General features: G+C 72.8%; 16 protein-coding genes. 3 read left to right on the top strand and 13 right to left on the bottom strand.

Translation table 11 applies throughout. The features are described from left to right. The first annotated feature begins 208 nt into the window (after positions 1–208). From ACF1AL_RS11880 to ACF1AL_RS11870, 3 genes are all read left to right on the top strand, one after another. The gene (locus ACF1AL_RS11880; protein ID WP_391821618.1) at positions 209–1,456 is read left to right on the top strand and encodes a sensor histidine kinase; all 1,248 of its coding nucleotides are present in this window, start codon (positions 209–211) and stop codon (positions 1,454–1,456) included. Between the two features lie 187 nt (positions 1,457–1,643). Continuing rightward, complete coding sequence (locus ACF1AL_RS11875) at positions 1,644–2,303, top strand: response regulator (RefSeq protein WP_391778697.1); 660 nt, start codon at positions 1,644–1,646, stop codon at positions 2,301–2,303. A gap of 54 nt (positions 2,304–2,357) precedes the next feature. After that, positions 2,358–3,809, top strand: coding sequence for a peptidoglycan D,D-transpeptidase FtsI family protein (locus ACF1AL_RS11870; RefSeq protein WP_391825870.1), 1,452 nt, complete (start codon positions 2,358–2,360; stop codon positions 3,807–3,809). Between the two features lie 261 nt (positions 3,810–4,070). On the opposite strand, the gene ACF1AL_RS11865 is transcribed toward ACF1AL_RS11870, so the two are convergent. From ACF1AL_RS11865 to ACF1AL_RS11805, 13 genes are all read right to left on the bottom strand, one after another. Then, positions 4,071–9,281, bottom strand: coding sequence for a caspase family protein (locus ACF1AL_RS11865; protein ID WP_391825869.1), 5,211 nt, complete (start codon positions 9,279–9,281; stop codon positions 4,071–4,073). Then, complete coding sequence (locus ACF1AL_RS11860; RefSeq protein WP_391825868.1) at positions 9,278–9,634, bottom strand: hypothetical protein; 357 nt, start codon at positions 9,632–9,634, stop codon at positions 9,278–9,280. Before ACF1AL_RS11860 ends, ACF1AL_RS11865 begins: the two co-directional genes overlap by 4 nt. Before the next feature lie 163 nt (positions 9,635–9,797). Then, positions 9,798–10,595 carry an HAD family acid phosphatase gene (locus ACF1AL_RS11855; RefSeq protein WP_391825867.1) on the bottom strand — a complete coding sequence of 266 codons (798 nt, stop codon included), beginning with the start codon at positions 10,593–10,595 and terminating at the stop codon, positions 9,798–9,800. Between the two features lie 131 nt (positions 10,596–10,726). Beyond that, positions 10,727–11,830 (bottom strand): pectinesterase family protein, encoded by a 1,104-nt coding sequence (locus tag ACF1AL_RS11850; protein ID WP_386419637.1) that lies wholly within the window; start codon positions 11,828–11,830, stop codon positions 10,727–10,729. 1 nt (position 11,831) lies between these two features. After that, positions 11,832–13,157 carry a polysaccharide lyase family 1 protein gene (locus ACF1AL_RS11845; protein WP_391825866.1) on the bottom strand — a complete coding sequence of 442 codons (1,326 nt, stop codon included), beginning with the start codon at positions 13,155–13,157 and terminating at the stop codon, positions 11,832–11,834. 33 nt (positions 13,158–13,190) lie between these two features. Next, positions 13,191–13,964 (bottom strand): rhamnogalacturonan acetylesterase, encoded by a 774-nt coding sequence (locus ACF1AL_RS11840; protein WP_391825865.1) that lies wholly within the window; start codon positions 13,962–13,964, stop codon positions 13,191–13,193. Positions 13,965–14,099: 135 nt separating this feature from the next. Next, complete coding sequence (locus ACF1AL_RS11835) at positions 14,100–15,440, bottom strand: ABC transporter substrate-binding protein (RefSeq protein ID WP_391825864.1); 1,341 nt, start codon at positions 15,438–15,440, stop codon at positions 14,100–14,102. A gap of 51 nt (positions 15,441–15,491) precedes the next feature. Further along, positions 15,492–15,650 (bottom strand): hypothetical protein, encoded by a 159-nt coding sequence (locus ACF1AL_RS11830; RefSeq protein ID WP_386585365.1) that lies wholly within the window; start codon positions 15,648–15,650, stop codon positions 15,492–15,494. Positions 15,651–15,682: 32 nt separating this feature from the next. Continuing rightward, positions 15,683–17,185 carry a family 43 glycosylhydrolase gene (locus ACF1AL_RS11825; protein ID WP_391825863.1) on the bottom strand — a complete coding sequence of 501 codons (1,503 nt, stop codon included), beginning with the start codon at positions 17,183–17,185 and terminating at the stop codon, positions 15,683–15,685. 20 nt (positions 17,186–17,205) lie between these two features. Next, on the bottom strand, positions 17,206–18,051 hold the full coding sequence (locus ACF1AL_RS11820) for a PmoA family protein (RefSeq protein ID WP_391825862.1): 846 nt from the start codon (positions 18,049–18,051) through the stop codon (positions 17,206–17,208). Next, positions 18,048–19,208: a Gfo/Idh/MocA family protein gene (locus ACF1AL_RS11815; protein WP_391825861.1), complete on the bottom strand. Its 1,161-nt coding sequence runs from the start codon at positions 19,206–19,208 to the stop codon at positions 18,048–18,050. Before ACF1AL_RS11815 ends, ACF1AL_RS11820 begins: the two co-directional genes overlap by 4 nt. An 8-nt stretch (positions 19,209–19,216) precedes the next feature. Further along, entirely contained in the window at positions 19,217–20,101 is an 885-nt protein-coding gene (locus tag ACF1AL_RS11810) for a carbohydrate ABC transporter permease (RefSeq protein ID WP_391660529.1), read from the bottom strand. After that, the gene (locus ACF1AL_RS11805; RefSeq protein ID WP_391660530.1) at positions 20,098–21,030 is read right to left on the bottom strand and encodes a carbohydrate ABC transporter permease; all 933 of its coding nucleotides are present in this window, start codon (positions 21,028–21,030) and stop codon (positions 20,098–20,100) included. The genes ACF1AL_RS11810 and ACF1AL_RS11805 overlap by 4 nt, the downstream gene beginning before the upstream one ends. Positions 21,031–21,072 lie beyond the last annotated feature (42 nt).

Below are 21,072 nucleotides of genomic sequence, written 5' to 3'. Positions count from 1 at the left end.
CCGGGCAGGCCGGTACGGCGACGGCGTCCTTCCCTGCGACGGTGCCCTCCGCGGTGGCCGCCGGGCCGGCCGCCGCGGCCGCGGAGACGTCGGCGGCCACGGGATCCGCCGCCACGGCGGCGACCGGGCGCCCGGGCTCTGCGGCGGGTTCCGTCCCGGCCTCGCCGGCGGGTGGGGCGGGCAGGGGGTCGGGCGGGTGAGAGGCGGGGTGCGGGGGCTGTTCGGACGGCGGGCTCGGCGGCGGTGGATCCATCTGATCCTCGGCGGCGCGCTCGCCATGCCGTACGTCTTCGTGGGGCAGGTCGTCGTCGGGCCGGCACTGGACTCGCGGTACCTCTTCGGCGACCTGCGGCTCCAACTGCTCTCCTTCGCCCTGGGGTTGCCGCTGGCCGCGCTCACCGCCGCCGTGTTCCCGATGACCCGGCCGCTGGAGGCGGGCGCGGCGCGTGCGCTGTGCGGTGTGGATCCGGACGCCCTCTCCCCCGACCCCGCCCGTGACCGGGCCGCGCGCGGCCGGACGGCGGCGTGGTTCGTGCTGCATCTCGGGCTCGGCGGGATCGTCTCGGGGATGTCGCTGGCGGTGCCGCCGTTCGCGGTCGTGCTGATCGTGCTGCCGCTGTGCGCGGGGCTGTTCGGCACCGGGCTCGGACTGCCCGGCGTCCTCACCCACGGCTGGGGGCCGGCACTCGCCCCGGTGGCCGGGCTGGCCATGCTGCTCGCGCTCGCCGGCTGCGCGGCCGGCTGCGGGGCGCTCCTCGCCCGGTGGGCGCCCGCGCTGCTCGGTCCGACGCCGGGCGACCGGCTGGCGGCCGCCGAGGCGCGCGCCGCCGACCTCGCCGTGCGCAACCGGCTCGCCCGCGAGCTGCACGACTCCGTCGGCCACGCCCTCAGCGCGGTCACCCTGCAGGCGAGCGCGGCGCGGCGGGTCCTGGACAGCGACCCGGAGTTCGTGCGCGAGGCGCTCGCCGCGATCGAGGACACCACCCGGCGCACCGTCGGCGAGCTGGACGCCGTCCTCGGGGTGCTGCGCGCCGGCGACGCCCCCGGCACGGCCCCCGCGCCCACCCTGGCCGCCGACCTCGACGGGCTGCTGCGCCGTACCGGAGCGGGCGGGCTGCGCGTGCGGGCCGACATCCGGGTCGACCCGGCCGCGCTGCCCGACCTGGTCTCCCGGGAGGCGTACCGGATCGTGCAGGAGGGACTGAGCAACGCGCTCCGGCACGCCGGTGCCGGGACCCCGGTGGCCGTACGGATCGCCTCGGGCGGGGCGCACCTGGAGATCACCGTCACCAACCCCCTCGACGGCGCCCCGGTTCCGGCCGCCCGGCCCGGCGGCGGTCACGGGCTGCGCGGCATCGCCGACCGGGCCCGGCTGCTGGGCGGCACCGCCGAGGCCGGCCGGGCCGACGGGGGGTGGCGGCTGCACGTCCGTCTGCCGACGAGGGGCTCCGCGTGACCTCCGCCGAACGGTGCGGCCGGCGCCCGCCGACCCCCCTCTCCAGCCCGCCTTGCCGCCCCTTCCGTTCCCGCCGTCACCGCGGTTCCGCGACCCTTCCGTTCCTGCCTTCCCGCCGTTCCGCGCCTCTCCCGTTCCCGCCTTCCCGCCTTCCCGCCTTCCCGACGTTCCCGCCGAAGGGATCCCCATGAGCCGTGAGCCGATCCGGATCGTCCTCGCCGACGACGAGCGCATGGTCCGCACCGCGCTGCACGCCATCCTGTCCGCGGAGGAGGACCTGGAGGTGGTCGGGGAGGCGGCGACCGGCGCGGAGGCCGTGGCCGTCGTCCGGGAGGTCCGGCCCGACGTGGTGCTGATGGACGTGCGCATGCCGGAGGTGGACGGCATCCGCGCCACCGAGCGGATCCTCGCCACGGTGCCCGGCCCGCCGCGGATCGTCGTGGTGACGACCTTCGAGAACGACTCCTACGTCTACGACGCGCTGCGGGCCGGTGCGGCCGGGTTCCTGCTGAAGCGGGCGGACGCCGACACCCTCGTGCAGGCGGTACGGCTGGTCGCGCACAGCGACACCCTGCTGTTCCCCTCGGCGGTACGGGCGCTCGCGGCCGCGCACGCCGAGGCCCGGGCCGCGCCGCCGGCCTGGGTGACGCGGCTCACGGACCGCGAGCGCGAGGCGCTGCGGCTGATGGCGGCCGGGCTGACCAACGCCGAGATCGCCCGCCGCATGGGCGTCGGCCCCGCGACCGTGAAGACGCACGTGGCGTCGGTGCTGGCCAAGACCGGGACCCGCGACCGCACCCAGGCGGTGATCGCGGCGTACGAGGCGGGCTTCCTGAGCGGACGATGAGAAAACCCGGGCCGAGGGAACGATCGACGCCCTCCCGCTCGTCTTCTGATCGGGATGAACAAGACGATCAGGCGCGCATCGGTCTTCGCGCTGCTCCTGGTGCTCGCCCTGCTGGTGCGGGCGACCTGGGTGCAGTTCTACGACGGCAAGGCGCTCGCGGACGACAAGGACAACCGGCGCAACGCGATCCAGACGTACGCGGAGCCGCTCGGCAACATCATCGTGGCCGGGCGTTCCGTCACCGGCTCGACGCGCACGTCGGGCGGTGACCTGGAGTACAAGCGCACCTACACGGACGGGAGGCTGTACGCGTCGGTGACGGGCTACGCCTCGCAGGCGTACGCGCCGACCCAGCTGGAGGGCATCTACCAGGAGCTGCTCAACGGCACGGACCCGCGGCTGCGCACGGTGATGGACACGGTCACCGGCAAGCGGGCCGACCCGGGCAACGTGCTCACGACGATCGACCCGGACGTGCAGAAGGCGGCGTACAAGGCGCTCGGCGACAACAAGGGCGGGGCGGTCGCCCTCGACCCGAAGACGGGCCGGATCCTGGCCGTCGTCTCGACGCCGTCGTACGACCCGGCCGCGCTCACCGACGCCAACACGGCGGGCAAGGCGTGGAAGGAGCTGAACGCCGACCCGGACAAGCCGCTGAACAACCGGGGGCTGCGCCAGCCGCTGCCGCCGGGCTCCACGTTCAAGCTGGTGGTGGCCGCGGCCGCGCTGGAGGACGGGCTGTACTCCTCGGTGGACCAGCGCACCGTCAGCCCGGACCCGTACCGGCTGCCGGGCACGACCCGGGACCTGAGCAACGAGAACCCGTCGGCGCCCTGCGAGAACGCCTCGATCCGGGTCGCGCTGCAGTACTCCTGCAACAACGTCTTCGCCAAGATGGCCGTGGACCTCGGCCAGGACAAGGTGCGGGCGATGGCCGAGAAGTTCGGCTTCAACGACGAGCAGCAGGACGTGCCGGTGCGCGCGTACCCCAGCGTGTACCCCAAGGACATGGACAAGGCGCAGACGGCGCTGACCGGCATCGGCCAGTTCGACGTGACGGCGACGCCGCTGCAGATGGCGATGGTGTCGGCGGCGATCGCCAACGGCGGCAAGCTGGTCTCGCCGCACATGGTGTCACGGGTCACCGACAGCGGCGGCGACGTGCTGCAGAACTACGACGACGGCTCGGACAGCAAGGAGATCGTCGACTCGCACACCGCCGAGCAGTTGCAGTCGGCGATGCAGACGGTCGTCGAGGAGGGCACGGGCACCAACGCCCGGATCTCCGGCGCGACCGTCGGCGGCAAGACCGGTACCGCGCAGCACGGCGAGAACAACAGCAAGACGCCGTACGCCTGGTTCACCTCCTACGCCAAGGCCGGCGACAAGGAGGTCGCGGTGGCGGTCATGGTCGAGCAGTCCGACGCGGCCCGCTCGGAGGTCAGCGGCAACGGCCTGGCCGCGCCGGTCGCCAAGGCCATGATGAAGGCGGCGCTGAAGAACTAGGGGGTGTCTCGTCGATCACGCCGGGCTCGCGGCGTCTGGCACCGCACCTCGCCGCGTTGTCGTCGGTCCCCGATGCTCCGCATCGACTCCCTCCTCCGCCTTGCGATGCACGGCACCAGACGCCGCTCCCTGATCCGGCCTGATCGACGAGACACCCCCTAGCGCCGGCATCGAGGACATGGGGGGCAGCCGCTCGGGGGCTGCCCCCCTTCGTCGTGGTCCCCCCCACTCGTGCACCGCCCCGCAGGGTTCACCACGCCTTCACGACGCGGGTGCGGGCGCCGGTTCCGCGCCCGGGCGGCAGTCCCGGGCGCGGCGGATGTCGTCCTCGGTCAGGTCCCTGCGGGCCAGCAGCCGGTCGAGGACGGGGTCGGCGCACGCGGCCTGGAACCCGGCCTCTGTCCCGTCGGTGTGCTGGTCCAGCCAGGTCAGGGACCAGTCGACGGTCCGACGGCTCTGGTCCGGGGTGAGGTCGGGCAGCGTGAGCAGGGCCTGCAGCACGAAACGGGCCCGCCACACCGGCATGTGGTGCTCCAGCCACACCAGCGCGCAGTCCACCGCCACCGCCCGCTGCGGGGCCGTCAGGTCGGGGCGGCGCAGATACGGCTCCAGCAGGAAACTGACGTCGTAGCGGGTGGGGTCCGCCTGGATGCCCGCCGCGGCCAGGGAGAGCACCGCGTGCGCCTGGTCGGGCTCCAGGTCGTGGCGGCCGATCAGCAGGTTGAGCACCCGCCAGGACTCCGTGTCGGTGGAGCGGGACAGCCACTCCAGCACATGCCCGGCCATGGTCCGCAACTGCTCGGGGCGCAGGTCGCCGCGGTCCAGCAGGGGCGCCAGCACCATGTGGACGTTGACCGGCGTGCCGTGGCGCGTGGTCCAGGTGACCGAGCGGGCGAAGGCCTCGTCGATCTCCTCCGGCAGCAGCCGGCGGTGCGCGTTCAGCGGGACCAGGACGTGCCGGGCCTCGTGCAGGGTGCCGTACTGGTCCAGCCAGCGCGTGGCCCGCTCGAACGCCGAGCGCGTCTCCGCCGCCACCAGGTCGGTGCGGGCCAGCAGCGGTGCGACGACGAACCGCGCCTCGCGCAGGGAGATGTGGCGGGCCAGCCAGTGGCCGGTGAAGCCGACCACGGCCCGGGCGCGCTCCCCGGTGATCTCCTGGCGGGCGAGCAGCCCGTCCAGGATGAAGCGCGCGCCGGCGCTGCCCACATGCCGTTCCAGCCACTTGGCGGCCGCGGCGATGCCCTGGTCGAGCCGCGCGCGGCCGATCCGCTTGTTGCCGAGCAGCGCGCCCAGGGTGAAGGTGACCTGGGTGCTGCCGAGGTGGTGGCCGACCCAGGTCAGGGCGTGCCCGCACACGGCGTCGAGTTCGTCGTCGGTGGGCGTCTGCAGGCTCAGCAGCCGTTGCAGGAGGTAGGAGGCGTCGGGCTCGGTGGGGTGGCAGGACAGCCAGGTCGTCGCGGAGGCGAGGGCGGGGTGGAGCTGTTCCTCGGTGAGCCGGTGGTGGTTGAACATCGCCCGCAGGACGTGGATGGCCTCGGGGCGTTCGTCGTTGAGCTGCAGCCAGGCCAGGGAGTCGGCGAGATCCTGCCGGGCCTGCTCGTCCACCATGCCGTCCCGGCTGATGAGCCGGCGCGAGAGGGCCCGGGCCTCGAGGTAGGTGTCGGCGTCCTGTTCGCCGCGCTGGGCGGTGAACGTGTCCGCCTGCTCGCGCTGGCCGGGCAGCAGGTCGGTGCGGGCGACGAGCTGCGCCAGGACCTGCTCGGCCTCCGGCACCCTGCAGTACTCGGCGAGCCAGGCCAGGGCCGTGGTCACCGTCTCCCGGGCCTGCTCCGGGGTGAGGTCGCGGCGGGAGAGCAGCGCGCCGAGGATGTAGCCGGCGTGCCGGCCGGTGCCGTAACGCCGCAGCCACCGGCTCGCGCAGTCGTTGGCGTACCGCGCCGGGCTGCCGGTGAGGCCGGGCCGGGAGAGCAGGGCGCGCAGCACGAAGTCGGCCACGTCCGTGCCGCCGTGGTGGCTGAGCCATGTCGTCGCCGCCGTGACGGCCTGCTCGGCCTGCTCCTCGGTGAGGTCGGGCCGGGCGAGCAGCTTGCTGAGGGTGAAGCTGGTGTCCAGCAGGCGGGTGCGGGGACGCAGCCACGCCACGGCGGCCTCGTTGGCGCGGCGCGCCTCGTACGGGGGGATGTCGTGCCGGTCCAGGAGGGCCTTGAAGACGAAGTTCGCCTCGTCGCTGAGGCCGTGGCGCTCCAGCCAGGCCGTGGCCGACGCGATGCCCCGCTGCGCGTCGACGTCGGTGAGGTCGGGGCGGGCCAGCAGGTGGGCGAGGACGTAGGTGGCGCGCTCCTCGGTGGCGTGCTCGGCCAGCCACTGGTGGGCGAGGTGCGCGGCCCGCCGGCTCTCCTCCTGGTTCAGGCCGTGACTGCCGAGCACGGTGCGCAGCAGGAAGTCGGCGTCCGCGGTGGCGACGTGCTCGGTGAGCCACTGGAGGGCGAAGGCGACGGCGCGCCGGGTCTCGTCCTCCGTCAGCCTGTCGCAGCCGACGAGGGGGCGCAGCAGGAAGTCGGCGTCGGAGGTGCCGCCGTGCTCGTCGAGCCACTGGAGGGCGAAGGCGACCGCGCGGCGCAGCTGGCTCGTGGGCAGGGCGGGCTGGGCGAGCAGCGGATGCAGGACGTAGGTGGCCGACGGCTCAGTGGCGTAGTCGGTGAGCCAGGCCAGGGCACGGGAGCCGGCGTGGCGCAGCTCGTAGTCGGTGAGGTCGTCGCGTTCGAGCAGCGCGCGCAGGACCTTGTTGCGCAGTCCCCTGCGCGGCTGCGCGGCGGTGCGGCGGTGCCGCAGCCAGGCGAGGGCGAGCGCGACCAGGCGGCGCGGTTCGTCGCCGGTGAGGTCGTCGCGGGCGAGCAGCGGGGACACGACGTGGGCGACCTGGCGCAGGGAGACGTCCTGCTGCGTCCAGCGCAGGGTGGCGGCGACGACCTGGCGGACCTGGTGGCCGGTCAGGTCGTCGCGGTCGACGAGCCCGCGCAGCACGAAGTGGGCGTCGAGCAGTTCGCCGTGGCGGTGCAGCCAGCCCATCGCGTTGCGCAGCGCCGGTTTCTGCTCCTCGGGCGGTATGTCGGTACGGCCGAGCAGCGGGGCGAGGACGAAGCTCGCCTCGCGCCGCCCGCCGTGGACGGCGAGCCAGCGCACCGCCGAGGGCACGAGCAGCAGGACGGCGTCGGCCGGCAGGTGGCGCAGCCCGCGGTGCAGGACGTGCCGGGCGTCGACCTCGTCGCCGAACTCCTCCAGCCAGGGGCCCACGATCTCCTGCCAGTTGCGCACGGCGGCCCCCGACCAGGGCTCGGCGGTGCAGAGGGCGCCCAGGGCGTAGGAGCCGACGTCGGCGTCCTGGCGCATGACCTCGCCGATGGCCGGCGCGCTGTCCGTGAACCACGCGTCGAGGACGGCGGCCACCGCGGTGGCGCGCGCCGGGGCCAGGTCGTTCATCAGGCGGGCGAGGTTGGTCGCGTACCGGCCGACGGTGCGCGGGCTGGTGAGGCAGCCGGCGAGCAGGGCCCGGGTGCGTTCGCGGTCGGGGCGGCGGCTGCCGGCGGGCAGGACGACGGACTCGACGAGCTGGTCGCACACCACGTCGTGGGCGGTGGCGAGGACGTCGCCGTCCCCTTCGTACTCCAGCCAGCCGAGGTCGATCAGGGTGTCCACGACGCGCTCGGCGTGCGAGCTGCGGCCGGCCAGGGCGGCGGTGGCCGCGGCGACGACCTCGGCGTGTTCCTGCGGGCAGGCGGCGGCCGCTGCGGCCGCGGCCACCAGGCGGTCGGAGACGACGGGCCGGCGGTCCTCGTCGTCGTCGCTGCGGCGGACGGCGAGGTCGTCCTCCTTCAGCCGGTTGCGCAGCCAGCGTGCGAGGTCGCCCTCCACGCGCAGCCGGGCCATGTCGGGGGACAGCCATCCGGCGTCGGCCTGCCGTTCCAGTTCCTTGGCGATCAGCAGCGTGATGATGGGCCGGCGGTGACCGCAGATCTGCCGCATCTGGTCCATGCCGAGGCGGGTGACCGCCTTGCGGGCCAGCCGGTCCAGGATCTGGTCGGCGATGAGCTGGTGGAAGTCGCCGTCCTGGCGCAGCTCGACCTCGTCGAACAGGTCGTCCAGCGGGATCCGGTCGGCGACCTTGTCCAGCCAGCCGGGGCGGGCCGAGGCGAGGAACGCGACCCGGATCTTCCTGCGCCGGGCCTCGGCCAGGAGGCGGTGGCGCAGCGCCGTCAGGTCCAGGCGCGCGTCGTGGTCGTCGTCGTCGAGGTACTCGTTGATGTAGTCGAGGACCACCAGGACCGGGCGGTCGTCGGCGAGCACGTGCCTGGTGATCTGCCCGGTGATGGACGACTCGCGGCCCGGACGGACGTGGAGCACCCGCCAGCCCTCGGCCAGGGCGATCCGGCCGACTTCCAGGCCGGTCCGGGTCTTTCCGGTGCCGGCCGCGCCGACCAGCAGCACTCCCCGCTCGTCGTTGGCCTTCAGACGGGCGAAGAGCCGGTGGGGCTCGGCCGGGTGGTCCTCGCCGGGGGAGACGAACGGCAGGTGTTCCGGGGTGAGGTTCTGGCGGAACTCGCTGAGCCCTTCGACGAATCGCTCCTGCCCGACCACCGTCGACATCGGGTCGTCGGGGTCGGCGGCGGGCCGGTCCGGCGCGGCGGCGGGCGGGGCGCTCTCGCCGGTGAACGCCCGGTTGAGCGCCAGCGGGATGTGGCTGCCGGCGTCCAGGGTGGCCAGGCGGGGTTGCGGCACGGGCCAGCCGTTCACCTCCTCGCCCTCGAGGTCCTCCTTGATCCGCTCGCAGAGGTCGGCCACTTCGAGGTAGCGCTGTTCCTCGCCTCGGCGGCGGCCGCCGCCGAGGGGGCCGCGCAGCCCCTCCTTCATCAGGCGGACGAGCGCCAGGGTGAAGACGCTGCCGTCCTCCCGGCACAGGGACTGTTCGGTGGCCGCGGCCGAGGTGAGCACGCAGCCGCCCTCGAAGAGGACGCTGGCGTCGGGGATGTCCTGGGCCTGTCCGCCGCCCATGCGCAGGGCGCCGCCGCTGTGGCAGCAGTCGACGATCACGACCTTGTGCCGGGCCTTGGACTTGGCCACCAGGTCACGGACGTCCGTGTACTCGATGAAGTGGTACGGCCGGTCGAGACTCGCCGTCCTGGTGGCCAAGAGGAGCCGGTCGCCGTCGAGGTGCCCGTGTCCCGCGTAGTAGACGAGCAGGAGGTCGGTGGCCTCACGGCAGGCGTCGGCCACGGCGTCGAGGACGTCGTGGGCCCGGCTGTCGGCGGCGGGGACCACGCAGTCCGCCTCGGTGAGCAGCCCGGTGTCGGGGTCGGTCAGCTGGGGCAGCAGTGCGGGGATGTTGTGCTCGACGCCCGCGAGCTCGCCGAAGCTGTCGAACTCGTGGACGCCGAACAGCACCGCGCGGGAACGCCCCGTTCCCGGTGCGGTCATGACGTGGGCGTGGCGGAGTCCGCGTCCTCGTTCTCCAGGCGGCGCAGCAGCTCCGCCAGTTCCTTCGGACTGAGGTGGCCGATGTCGACGGTCGTCGCGCCGTACGTCAGTCTGCGTGCGCCCCGGTGGGCGGTGCCGCGTGACAGACGCCAACTGGCGTAGGCGACGGCGAAGTTGCCGATGTCGAGGCCGTGACCGAGGGCGACGTCGAGGGCGTGGAGCACGCTCATGGTGGGGCCGTCGCCGCTGACCGGGGTCACGTCCAGGGACCGGGCCTTGGGGTCCTGGCCGAGCCATTCCCGAAGGTCCGTCAGGGACCGCTCGTCCCCGTCGCTTTCGATACGGATCCGCATGCCCGGCTCCCCCCGTCGCACGTACCACAGGCAAACCCGATGCTAATGGATGGCGACGCGCGGTGACGCCGAACGGGGTCACTCGCCCCGCTTCCCGGCCCTCTCGCCCCGCCGCGGCGGGGCGGCGGGGCGAGGCACGGCCGGGGTGTGCGCCGGGCCGCCGTCAGCCGACGTAGTACGTCGGGTTCGGCAGCTTGTACGTGCGCTCGGCGTAGCCGCCCTGGAGGTCGGAGTACTGGTCGCCGAAGTTGGCGATGATCTCGTAGCCGAGGTCGTCCTCGATGTGGCGGCGGGTGCCGGCCTTGTACTGCACGGTGGTGCAGTTCCAGGTGCCGGGGGTGGCGCAGGTGCCCAGGTAGGCGGGCGGGTTGGCCTTGTCCTTGAGGAACATGTGGCCGGCGTCGAGGTTGACGTCGGCGCCGACCTTCTTCAGGTTCTCGACGGCGGCGGGGCGCTGGGCCTCGCTCAGGCCGGAGTTGTAGAAGACCGCGACGCCCTTGGACGCGGCGTACCGGACCAGTTCCGGGCTGCCGAAGACGGCCGGGCGGTCGGCCTTGTTCACGTAGTCGTTCCAGGTGGTGCCGTTGTACGTGTAGTTGGTCTTCTTCTCGTAGTCGAGGCTGAGCAGCAGGGTGTCGTCGATGTCGAAGACGACGGCCGGCTTCTCGCCCTTCTTGAGCGCCTTGCGGGCGGCCTTGTCGATGTACGCGCGGGCGGCCGCGTCGATCTGCGCCAGGTCCTTGGCGTACGGGCTGGCGGGCGAGGCCTGGTAGACGCCGTCCGCGTCGAGCGTGGTGCCGTAGTAGCTGTCGATGTCCTTGACCAGGACGCCGATGTTGTACGGCTCGTGCGTGGAGTTGGCGGTCGACTGGTCGGCGGTGGCGGCGCCGGCGCCGTACAGGGCGGCACCGGCGACGGCACAGGCGGCCGCGGCGGCCGCGAAACGCAGTGGCTTATGCATGACAGGTTTCTACGCGCGTCACCCCCTCGGGCGCGAGGTCCGTGGCCCGATCGATACCTCTTTCACCGGCAAAAATCCGGTCAAGCCGAGGAGTCGGGTGGACGGCCGGGAAGGCGAGCGCTGCGATGCCCTTACGCATACGGTCTCCAGTCGCCGAGGTAGGCCTCGGGTGTGTGCCGGCGTGCCGTCACGGGGTCGAGCTGCGGCCGGTTCTCCGGGACGGTGACGACGGCGCCGGGTCCGGTGTCGCGGTACTCGGCGAAGCGCATGCTCTGCCACGGGGAGGCGTCCCGCATGTTCGCGTACGGCGCGGCCGCGTCGATGCCGGGACCGAGCCAGGTGTCGCGGACGGTGAGCATCGGGCGGGCGGTGGTGTCGGAGCTGGGCACCCAGGGGCGGGCCAGCTTGTAGAAGGCGTCCGGTGCCTCGCTGGTGACCCGGCTGCGCGTGACCAGGTAGCCGCGCGGGTTGGCGCCGGCCGTCGAGGGCGCGAAGACGAAGCCGTACGGCGGTGCCGCGAGGTCGGTGCGGTCCAGGGTGCGGAAGTGGCAGTGCGCGAACACCGCGGTGGCCCGCCCGAAGACGAAGTCGACGTCGCCCTCGGCGTAGCAGTGGGCGAAGTACTGGCGGGCGAAGGTGCCGAGCGCCATGGTGTCGGCGTACAGGGTGTCCTGGTGGCCGAGGAAGCGGCAGTGGTGGAAGGCGCTGCGGTCGCCCTGCACCTTCAGGGCCACGGCCTGGGTGCCGGTGATGTCGGGGTGGTCGGCGCGCAGCCAGTCGTTGGCGAAGGTGATCCAGCGGGCGGTGAAGGCGTCGGCCTGCGTGGTGACGGTGGCGGAGCCGCTGGTGCCGTAGGTGCCGCCGCCGGGCTTGGGTGTGCCGGCCGCGTTGTCGTACACGATCACCACGTCGCGGGGGTTCTCACAGGCGCCGATCCAGGTCATGCCGGTGCGGCTGGTGTCGACGGCGACCGTCTCGCGGTAGACGCCCGGCGCGAGGACGAGCGTCCAGCCGGGGCCGGCCGCGGCGGCGACGGCCGCGCCGACGCTCGTGACGTCGCCCGCGCCGCCCGGGTGGACGTACAGGGTGCGCGCGGTGAGCCGGGCGGCGGGCGAGCCGAAGCGGCCGAAGGGGGTGCGGCGGGCGGCGCCCGCGGGGGCCGCGAGGCCCAGCGCCAGGGCGGCGCCGGCACTCGCGGCCAGGAAGCCCCGGCGTCCGGTGAGGAGGGGTTCCATGTCAGCGGACCTTTCCGGCGCCCGCGCCCGCGTCGACGAGGCCGGGCAGGGCGCGCGGCGGGTCGACGTGGGTGCGCAGGGTGGGGGTCCAGCCGGCTCCCGAGGCGAGGGTCTCGCCGGGGATCTCCGCGTTGTGCACGGCGATCAGGTCGGTGCGGCGGCCGTTGACCCAGTTGTCGGCGGCGGTGAGGGGCGCCTCCTTCCACTTCTTGAGGATCTTCGCTGCGGAGACGCCCTGGGGCAGGGTGAAGGCGTTGTGCTCGGCGACGAGCCGGGACTCCATGCCGATGCCGTAGCTGTAGGAGTAGCCGTCGCCGGCCACGAAGTGGTTGTTGTAGGAGTCGACCTGGCCGAACCGCACGCGCGGCGCCCGCTCGACCAGGTCGCGGAACAGGTTGTGGTGGAAGGTGACCTTCAGGTGCCCGCGGTCCACCGCGGCCGTGGCGGCGCTGTCGCTGTTGCCGATGAGGATCGTCTTGTCGTGGTCGGCGAAGACGTTCCAGGAGGCCGTGACGTAGTCGGCGCCCTTGACGATGTCCAGCTCGCCGTCGTGCTGCTGGTAGGTCATGCCGAAGTACACCGGCAGCGAGGAGTCCGGGTGGGCGCCGTCGGTGAAGGTGTTGTGGTCCAGCCAGACATGGGTGGAGCCGTACACCACGGCGCTGTCGTACTCGGAGTTCCAGTTGCCGGTGGAGCCGTCGGTCGGGTCCCACTGCGGGAAGCAGTCCAGCGGGCTCTCGAAGGTGAGGTTGCGGACGATGACGTTGTCCACCCCGCTGATCTGCAGGCTCGCGCCCTTGAAGCCGGCGTCGCGGCCCACCCCGATGACAGTGGTGTTGGCGGGCACGTTCGCCTTGATCTCCTTGGCCTGGTTGGCGGCGGAGACCCGGCGCAGGCCCTCGGGGCTGTCGGCCGGTTCCTTCTCCAGGTCGGTGTCGTACCCCCAGGTCTCGGGGGCGTACTTCGCCAGGTAGGCGGCGAAGTCGTAGCCGGGCGCGGCGAAGGCGTCGCAGCCCTGGGAGACGGCGTCGATCGTGCCCTTCACCTTGATGATCTTCGGTGCGTCGCCGCCGGCCGCGAGGGCGGCCTTGAACTGCGCCCAGGTGCCGACCGTGTAGACGTGCGCGGCGTCGGCGGCGGACCCGCCGGTGGTGCCGGTGCCGTGGGCGGCCCAGCCGTCCTTCGCGCCCAGCACCTGCCGCGCCGGGTCGTGGTGCTGTCCGTGGGCGGAGGCGGTGGTGCCGGTGACGGACAGCACGAGGGCGGTGCAGCCGGCGAGCGCGGCGACTCTCTTCATGGCATGCGCATGCCATTCGCGTGCGTGCATGGTGCGGCTCTCTTCCTGTCGGCAGAAACGGGGTTACAGGGTGGGGTCCGGCCAGGTGATCCAGGACCCGGGGATCTCGTCGTCCAGCCGGCGCGTATCGCGCGGGGCGAGGACCCGGGTGCGCAGCAGCTCCCGCGCCACGAGCCGGGCCACGGCGATCGCACCGGGCGGGTTGAAGTGCGTGTTGTCCTGCTCGGTCGCGGTCCAGTTGAAGTACGTCTTGGTCTGCTCGACGCCCAGCCGCTGCCACAGGGCGAGCGACAGGGTCTGCACGTCCAGCAGCGCGACTCCCTCCCGCTCGGCGAGCGCCCGCATCGCCGCGGGGTAGTCGCCGTGCGTCGGCTGGGCGTGGCCCGCGGCGTCGAACCGCCGCCGCTCCACGGGCGTGGCGAGCACGGGCCGCGCCCCGCGCTGCCGCGCCCCGTCGACGTAGCGGGTCAGGTACTCCTGGTACGTCGTCCACGGCTCGGTGTACCGAGTCGGATCGGTGGCCTTCTCGTCGTTGTGCGCGAACTGGATCAGCAGAAGGTCACCGGGCCGGATGACGGAGAGGACCGCGTCCAGTCGGCCCTCGTCGAGGAAACTCCTCGAACTGCGCCCGTTCATCGCGTGATTGGCGACGCGCAGGTCCTTGTGCAGAAAGAACGGCAGCGCCATGCCCCACCCGGTCTCGGGCGCGGCGTCGGAGTATTTCTGCGCGGCGGTGGAATCACCGGCGATGTACAGAGTGCGGGATGCCTTCGGCGAGGGAGCCGCGGCCACGGTGAGAGGAACGGCGGCAAGAACGGCTCTCCGACTGAGAGACACGATCGGCACCTTTCAGCCAAGGGTGAGCAGACCCACCCGGGGGCGCGGGGCGGTATCGACGTGCGGCTCCGCCGCGGGGGCGCGGCCATCCGCAACGGCCGCGCAGCCCCCCACGGACCGACACCGCCCACGGACTCAGTGGTTCTGCTTCCAGTCGGCCTGAGCCTTGTTGAGCTGGTCGGCGAGCGTGTCCAGCCATTGCTTCGCCGACATCTTCCCGAGGAGCACCTTCTGGAAGCCCGGCTCGTTGTCCGCCTTGGAAATCGTGTTCCAGTCGGGCAGGTAGTAAGGCAGCTGGACGATGGTCGTGGAACCGTCACTCAGGGCGGCGGCGGCCAGCTTCGTCGGCTCCGCCTTCTGGATCCACGCGTCGCCGGAGGCCTCCGTGTTCGCCGGCACCTGCCCCGCCGACTCGTTGAACTTCGAGTTCTCCGCGTGCGAGAGCGCGAACTCGATGAACTTCCAGCCGGCCTCCTTGTTCTTGGAGCTCTTGAACAGCCCCAGTCCGTCGACCGGATTGGAGACCTGGACCCGCTTTCCGCCCGGCCCGACCGGCTGCGGAATGCCGCGGAACTTCCCGGCGCCCAGCGCCTTCACATGGTCCTGGTAGGAGCCCAGGTTGTGGTTGAGCATGCCGATCGTGCCGGAGTCCCACTGGGCGACCATCTTCGTGAAGTCGTTGTTCACGTCGGCGGCCGGGGTGACCTTCTTGTAGAGCGCGGCGTACTTCTCCAGCGCCGCCACGTTCTTCGGGTCGTTCACCGTGGTCTTGTCGCCGTTCCAGAACGACGTGATGCCGGACTGCCCGTACATCGCGTCCAGCGCCTGCGCGATGGAGCCGGCGCCGCCGCGGATGGTGTAGCCGAAGGCGTTCTTCTTCGCGTCGGTGAGCTTCTCGGCCGCCTCGTAGAACTTCTCCCAGGTGGTCGGCGCGTCCAGCCCGGCCTTCTGGAACAGGTCGGTGCGGTAGTACAGGACGCCGTTGTTGGCGGAGGTCGGGATCGAGTAGAGGGTGCCGTCGCCGCCGCCGGCGGCCTTCAGCGAGGCGACCATGTCCTTGTTGAGCTTGCCGTTCAGCGAGGACTTGGCGAGCCGCGCGTCCAGCGGCTCCAGCGCGTTCTGCGCGGCGAACTCCGCGAGCGTCGCCGCTCCGACGCCGCCGACGTCCGGCAGGCCGCCGCCCTGGATCGCGGTGTCGACCTTGGACTGGTACTCCTTGGCGGCGATGCCGACGTACTTGACCTTGATGCCGGGGTTGGCCTTCTCGAAGTCGGCGATGATCTCCTTCCAGATGTCGGTGCGCACACCGCCGTTGTTGTCCCAGAAGACGATCTCGCCCTTGCCGCTGCCCTCGGACCCCTTGTCTCCGCCGCTGCCGCTGCCGTCGTCACCGCAGGCGGTGGCGGTCAGGGCGAGCACGGAGCCCAGGGCGACGGCCAGGGCGGCGCGCCTGCTTCTGCGGATGCTGATCTTCATCGGTCGGCTCTCTTCTTCCGGATCCAGCTCGGGTGGTGGAGGGGTACGGGGTCAGTGGCGGGTCTGCGGCGAGACGTACCGGGCGAGCGAGGCCCGCTCGGTGACGGTGACGGCTTCGCCGCCCGCGCCGAGGCCGAGACCGACGGCGGTCGGCAGGCCCGCGACGGTCGACCAGGGTGACGGCAAGCGCTTGCCAGGGATGTGCGGCATGGCGGCTCCCAACAGGCGTACGGGGGAAGGAATCAGAGGGCGGTGATACGGAAGTGCTCGAAGAGGGCCGCACCGGCGGGTCCCGTCCCGTCCGGCGCGAGCGCGAACAGGCCGAGCAGGGCCCCGACCCAGCGCCAGGGGGTGGCGGCGAAGACCGGACCGGAGGACACCGGGCCCGCCCCGGTGTCGTGGAGGAAGCGGCAGCGGGCCCCGGCGCCGATCTCGATGCGCAGCCGGGCCCGGCCCCGCGGGGCGAGCCGGGCGGGGGCGGCGTCCCGCTCCCGGTCGGCGACCGGCTCGGCGAACCGGTGCACCAGGTGGACCCGGCCGTCGGCGCCCCGTTCGAGGCCGATCCAGGAGAACGCGTCCCCGAGCACCGCGAGTCCGGCCCGTGCCCCGGGCTCGGCGGCGTCCAGGCGCAGGTCCACCTCGACGGCGCAGGGCAGGCCGGGCAGCCGCTGGGTGAGCACGTTCGGCAGCTTGCGCAGGTCGTGCGCGTCGGCCGAGCGGACGCAGGTCAGGCGCAGGCCGTCGGCGGAGTGCTGGGTGGCCCAGCCGTCACGGGGGTTGGCCGTCCACTGCCACTGGCGGCCGTACCGCCCGCCGGGGAAGTCGTCGTCGGTGGCGGGGGCGGCCGGCGGCTGCGGCGGCAGATCGGGCATGCGGTGGACGGTGACGGGGGCGCCATCGTCGCCGAGCACCGGCCAGCCGTCGGCGTCCCAGCGCAGGGGCTGCAGGTGCACGACCCGGCCGTAGGCGCCGCGCTGCTGGAAGTGCAGGAACCAGTCCTCGCCGGACGGGGTGCGCACCCAGCCGCCCTGGTGGGGGCCGTTGACGTCGGTGTGCTTCTGTTCGAGGACGATCCGCTCCTCGTAGGGGCCGAAGAAGTCCCGGGCGCGGAAGGCGCCCTGCCAGCCGGTCTCCACTCCCCCGGCGGGCGCCAGGATCCAGAACCAGCCGTCGTGCCGATACAGCTTGGGCCCCTCCAGCGTGAACCAGCCGGGGATGCGGTCGGCGTCCACGACGACCTTGCCCTCGTCGAGCAGGGCGGTGGCGTCGGGCTGCATGCGGTGGCCGGTGAGGCGGTTCTTCACGCCGGCGCGGGAGCGGGCCCAGGCGTGCACGAGGTAGGCCTCGCCGGTCTCCTCGTCCCACAGCGGGCACGGATCGATCAGGCCCCGGCCGGCCTTCAGCAGGTGCGGACGGGTCCACGGGCCGCGGACGTCGGGCGCGTTGATCTGGAAGATCCCCTGGTCGGGGTCGCCCCAGAAGATCCAGAACCGGTCGTCGTGGTGGCGCAGCGAGGGCGCCCAGACCCCGCAGTCGTGCCGGGGCCGCGCGAACGCGGCCTCCGGATGAAGGCGGTCCAGGGCGTGGCCGACGAGCGTCCAGTTGACCAGGTCGCGGGAGTGCAGCAGCGGCAGGCCGGGGACGCGGCCGAAGCTGGAGGCGGTGAGGTAGAAGTCGTCGCCGACGCGGATCACGTCCGGATCGGACCAGTCGGCGTTCAGGACCGGGTTGGTGTACGTGCTCACGCGGCCACCGCCCTTCCGGCTCACGCGGCCACCGCCTTTCCGGCCAGCGCGGCCGCCTGGTCCGGCTCCAGCCGGCCGTCCGCGACGACGGTGACGATCCGCCGGACGACGGTGTCACCGGCCGGGACCGCCAGCCGCTCGGCGGACGCGAGGGAGGAGCCGACGCCGGGGTACTCGCCGGCGCGCACGAACCAGGGGTCGCGCCGGGTCGCGTCGGTGGCGGCGGCGAAGACCAGCGTCCAGTCGGAGCCGGCGAGGGCCAGCCAGGCGGCGCGGCGGCCGTGCACCGCGTCCTCGCCCTCGGCGTCGGGGGTGAACACACGGGGCGGCTCGGCCTCCTTGCGGGCGCGCCAGAAGAAGCCGCCGTACGCGGCACCGGGGCGGCCGTTGGTGGCGGGGCTGCCGAGGGAGAGCGGGCCGGAGGTGACGTTGGTCAGGGAGAAGGTGAAGTCCAGCGCCCAGGCGGAGCCGGTGAGTTGGGTGGCCGCGACCGTGCGCCGCTCGCGCAGCAGTTCCGTTCCGGCGGCCACCCAGCGCAGCTCCTCGACGAAGCCGTCCGGGTCGCGCCGCGCGAACGCGGTGTGCCGCTGGGCGCCGTGGTTGTCCAGCTCGGTCGGGCCCCGGTCGCGCACGAAGGTGCGGCCGCCCCAGAAGTTGTGCCCCTCGACGTCGGGAACGGCGACACCGACGCCGAGGTGGTGGGCGTGGTCGGCGGGGGTCAGCTCGGTGACCGTGGTGCCGGCCAGGGTGGTGACGGGGTGCAGGTAGGGCCGCGGGGAGAGCCGGGCGGGGAGTTCGGGGCGGGTGACGTAGCGGCCGACGGGGCGGCCCGCGACCCGCAGGACGGCGGTGTCGGGGGCGGTCATCGGGTGCTCACCTCTCTCGGCGGGGTGACCGGGGCCCATGGGGCGCCGAGTTCGGAGTACAGGGCGAGGGTGTCGGCGGCGGCCGCGACCAGTCCGTCCACGCCGGGCACGACCCGTCGGCCCTCCTCGGGCAGCAGCCGCCAGGCCCGCTGGGGCAGCGGGACGGGGTCGGGGGCCAGCCGGATCTCCTCGACGACCTTCATGAACGCCCCGGTGGCCTGCGGCGGGACCAGCAGCCGGGCGCCGGTGGCGAGGTGGTCGACGAGGTTGGCGAGCAGGTCGGTGCGGCCGTACTCGAACTCCTCCGGGCCGTGGCCGGCGCGCTGCAGCAGCACCCGGTCCTGCTTGTACCAGAAGGTGATCCGGCCGTGGCTGCCGTGCACCAGCACATACGGCTCGTCGGGCCGCTCGGCGCACAGGGTGGCGGCGACGACGATCCGCCGGCCGGCGGCCGTGGTGATCCGCACGCAGGAGATGTCGTCGGACTCGATGGCGTTGGCGCGCAGCAGCTCGGTCTCGATGCCGGTGACATCGCCGGCGCCGGTGGAGCCGTCCAGGGCGAGGGCGGTGGCGACGGCGTGCGCGAGGGGGTTGGTGAGCACCCCGTCGACGACGTCGACGCCGTTCAGCCGCCGCTTGCCGGCCCAGGGCGCGCGCCGGAAGTAGGCCTCGGCGCGGGCCCAGGCGCCCGCGCCGCCGAGGCCGGTGACCTCGCCGATCACCCCGTCGGAGACCATCGCGCGGATCGCGGGCAGCGCGTGCGAGCCGAGCGACTGGAAGCCGATCTGGCAGGCCACCCCGGCCCGGGCGACGCCGTCGGCCATCCGGCGGTACTCGGCGTAGGAGGGGGCGGGCGGCTTCTCCAGCAGCAGGTGCACGCCCCGCTCGGCGGCGGTGAGGGCGAGGCCGGTGTGGGTGGGGATGGGGGTGCAGATCACGGCGATCCGGGCGCCGGTGGCGTCCAGCAGCGCGCCGAAGTCGGCGGACTGGGCGGGGGCGCCCAGGCCGTCGGGGATCTCCTCGGGGGCGAGCGGGGTCAGTTCGCAGATCCCGGCGAGCCGGACCAGGCCCTGGTCCTGCAGGCGGCGGATGTTGTCCAGGTGCCAGTGGCCGTGCCCGCGCGCGCCTGCCAGCACGATCGGCAGAGGGGTGCTCATCGGTCTCCTCATCCCTTCACCGCGCCCGCGCTGAAGCCGGTGATGAGCCACTTCTGGATGAAGGCGAACACGAGGACCACGGGGACGGCGGCGATGATGCCGCCCGCGGCCAGCGCGCCCAGGTCGACGCTGTCGGCGCTCATCAGGGAGTTGAGGCCGACCGGGATGGTCTGCTTGTCCTGGTTGTTGAGGAACATCAGGGCGAACAGGAAGTGGTTCCAGGAGTGCACGAAGGCGAAGGAGCCGACGGCGATCAGGCCCGGCCGCAGCAGCGGCAGCACCACGACCCGGAAGGCCCGCAGCCGGTTGCAGCCGTCGACCCAGGCGGCCTCCTCCAGCGAGTACGGCACGTTCTTGATGAAGTTGCTGATCAGGATCATCGACAGCGGCAGCTGGAAGACCGTCTCGGCGATGATGACGCTGCCCAGCGAGTTGATCATCTTCAGCTCGGCGAAGATCTGGAACAGCGGCACCAGCAGCAGCGCGCCCGGCACGAACTGCGAGCACAGCAGCGCCAGCATGAAGCCGCGCTTGACCTTGAAGTCGAAGCGGGCGAGGGCGTAGCCGCCGGCCAGCGCGACGACCGTGGTCATCACCAGGGTGGCGAGGCCCACCAGCACGCTGTTGCCGAAGTAGGTGCCGAAGGAGCGCTCCGTCCACACCTTCTCGAAGTGGTCGAAGGTCAGCGGCCACGGCACCAGTGAGGTGGAGCCGGCGGGGCGCAGCGCGAACAGCAGGATCCAGTAGAACGGGACCAGCGTGAAGACCAGATAGACGGACAGGGGCAGGTAGATCTGCCAGCGCGGGGCCTGGTCCCAGGGGCGGCGCCGTCCACGCGGCCGGGCCGGTTCGGGCACCACGCGCTCGGGTGCCGGAGCGATCTCGGTGATCACTTGTCGCCTCCGAACTTGCTCAGCCGCAGATAGACCATCGAGCAGAAGAGCAGGATCACGAACGCGACCGTGGTCAGGGCGGACGCGTAGCCGAAGTTGTGGGCGTCGACGGAGGTACGGGCGATGTACAGCGGCAGCGTGGTGGTCTCGCCGGCCGGGCCGCCGCCGGTGAGGGTGTAGAGCAGGTCGACGTTGTTGAACTCCCACACCGCGCGCAGCAGCGTGGACAGGATGATCGCGTCCTTCAGGTGCGGCAGGGTGATGTGCCAGAACTGCTTGAGCCGGCCGGCCCCGTCGACCTCGGCGGCCTCGTAGAGGTCCTGGGAGACGGACTGGAGGTCGGCGAGGATGAGGATCGCGAAGAACGGCACGCCCCGCCACAGGTCGGCGACCACGGCCGCCGGGAAGACGGTGGAGGTGTCCGACAGCCAGCTGGTGCCGTAGGAGCCGATGCCCATGTCGGCCAGGTACCGCGTGATGCCGGTCTGGGAGTTGTACAGCAGCACCCAGATCGCGGAGGTCAGCACGCCGGAGACGGCCCACGGCGAGAACACCAGGGCGCGTCCCAGCGCCCGCCCCACGAAGGTCTGGTTGACGATGAGGGCCAGCGCGAGGCCGAACAGCAGCTGCAGCCCGACCTCGACGACGACCCACTTGGCGCTGAAGGTCAGGGTGTCCCAGAACTGCGGGTCGTCGGTGAAGGCGTGGACGAAGTTGCCGAAGCCCGCGAAGCCGTTGCGCCAGGGCTTGGTCGGGTTGTAGTCCTGCAGGCTGTAGTAGAAGACGCTGACGACCGGGTAGGCGATGAAGCCCAGCATCAGCAGGGCGGCGGGCGCGATCAGCAGGTACGGCAGCCTGCGCGGCGTGGCGGAGGCACGGCGCCGCCTCGGTGGCGCGGGCGGTTTCGCCACGGCTGCGGCTTGGGCCATGACTGGGTCTCCGTTCTGGTACGTCGTGCTCGTACGTCGTGC

Origin of the sequence: Streptomyces sp. NPDC014801 (assembly GCF_043082085.1) — a bacterium.
GTDB lineage: Bacteria > Actinomycetota > Actinomycetes > Streptomycetales > Streptomycetaceae > Streptomyces.
The sequence above is the reverse complement of the archived record's forward strand: the minus strand, read 5'-3'. Positions and strand labels throughout refer to the sequence as shown.

What these genes read in the sequence shown, in the direction of transcription:
- ACF1AL_RS11875 (WP_391778697.1), top strand. Translation starts at nt 1,644, where the DNA reads ATGAGCCGTGAGCCGATCCGGATCGTCCTCGCCGACGACGAGCGCATG.
- ACF1AL_RS11870 (WP_391825870.1), top strand. Translation starts at nt 2,358, where the DNA reads ATGAACAAGACGATCAGGCGCGCATCGGTCTTCGCGCTGCTCCTGGTG.
- ACF1AL_RS11865 (WP_391825869.1), bottom strand. Translation starts at nt 9,281, where the DNA reads ATGACCGCACCGGGAACGGGGCGTTCCCGCGCGGTGCTGTTCGGCGTC.
- ACF1AL_RS11860 (WP_391825868.1), bottom strand. Translation starts at nt 9,634, where the DNA reads ATGCGGATCCGTATCGAAAGCGACGGGGACGAGCGGTCCCTGACGGAC.
- ACF1AL_RS11855 (WP_391825867.1), bottom strand. Translation starts at nt 10,595, where the DNA reads ATGCATAAGCCACTGCGTTTCGCGGCCGCCGCGGCCGCCTGTGCCGTC.
- ACF1AL_RS11850 (WP_386419637.1), bottom strand. Translation starts at nt 11,830, where the DNA reads ATGGAACCCCTCCTCACCGGACGCCGGGGCTTCCTGGCCGCGAGTGCC.
- ACF1AL_RS11845 (WP_391825866.1), bottom strand. Translation starts at nt 13,157, where the DNA reads ATGCACGCACGCGAATGGCATGCGCATGCCATGAAGAGAGTCGCCGCG.
- ACF1AL_RS11835 (WP_391825864.1), bottom strand. Translation starts at nt 15,440, where the DNA reads ATGAAGATCAGCATCCGCAGAAGCAGGCGCGCCGCCCTGGCCGTCGCC.
- ACF1AL_RS11830 (WP_386585365.1), bottom strand. Translation starts at nt 15,650, where the DNA reads ATGCCGCACATCCCTGGCAAGCGCTTGCCGTCACCCTGGTCGACCGTC.
- ACF1AL_RS11820 (WP_391825862.1), bottom strand. Translation starts at nt 18,051, where the DNA reads ATGACCGCCCCCGACACCGCCGTCCTGCGGGTCGCGGGCCGCCCCGTC.
- ACF1AL_RS11815 (WP_391825861.1), bottom strand. Translation starts at nt 19,208, where the DNA reads ATGAGCACCCCTCTGCCGATCGTGCTGGCAGGCGCGCGCGGGCACGGC.
- ACF1AL_RS11805 (WP_391660530.1), bottom strand. Translation starts at nt 21,030, where the DNA reads ATGGCCCAAGCCGCAGCCGTGGCGAAACCGCCCGCGCCACCGAGGCGG.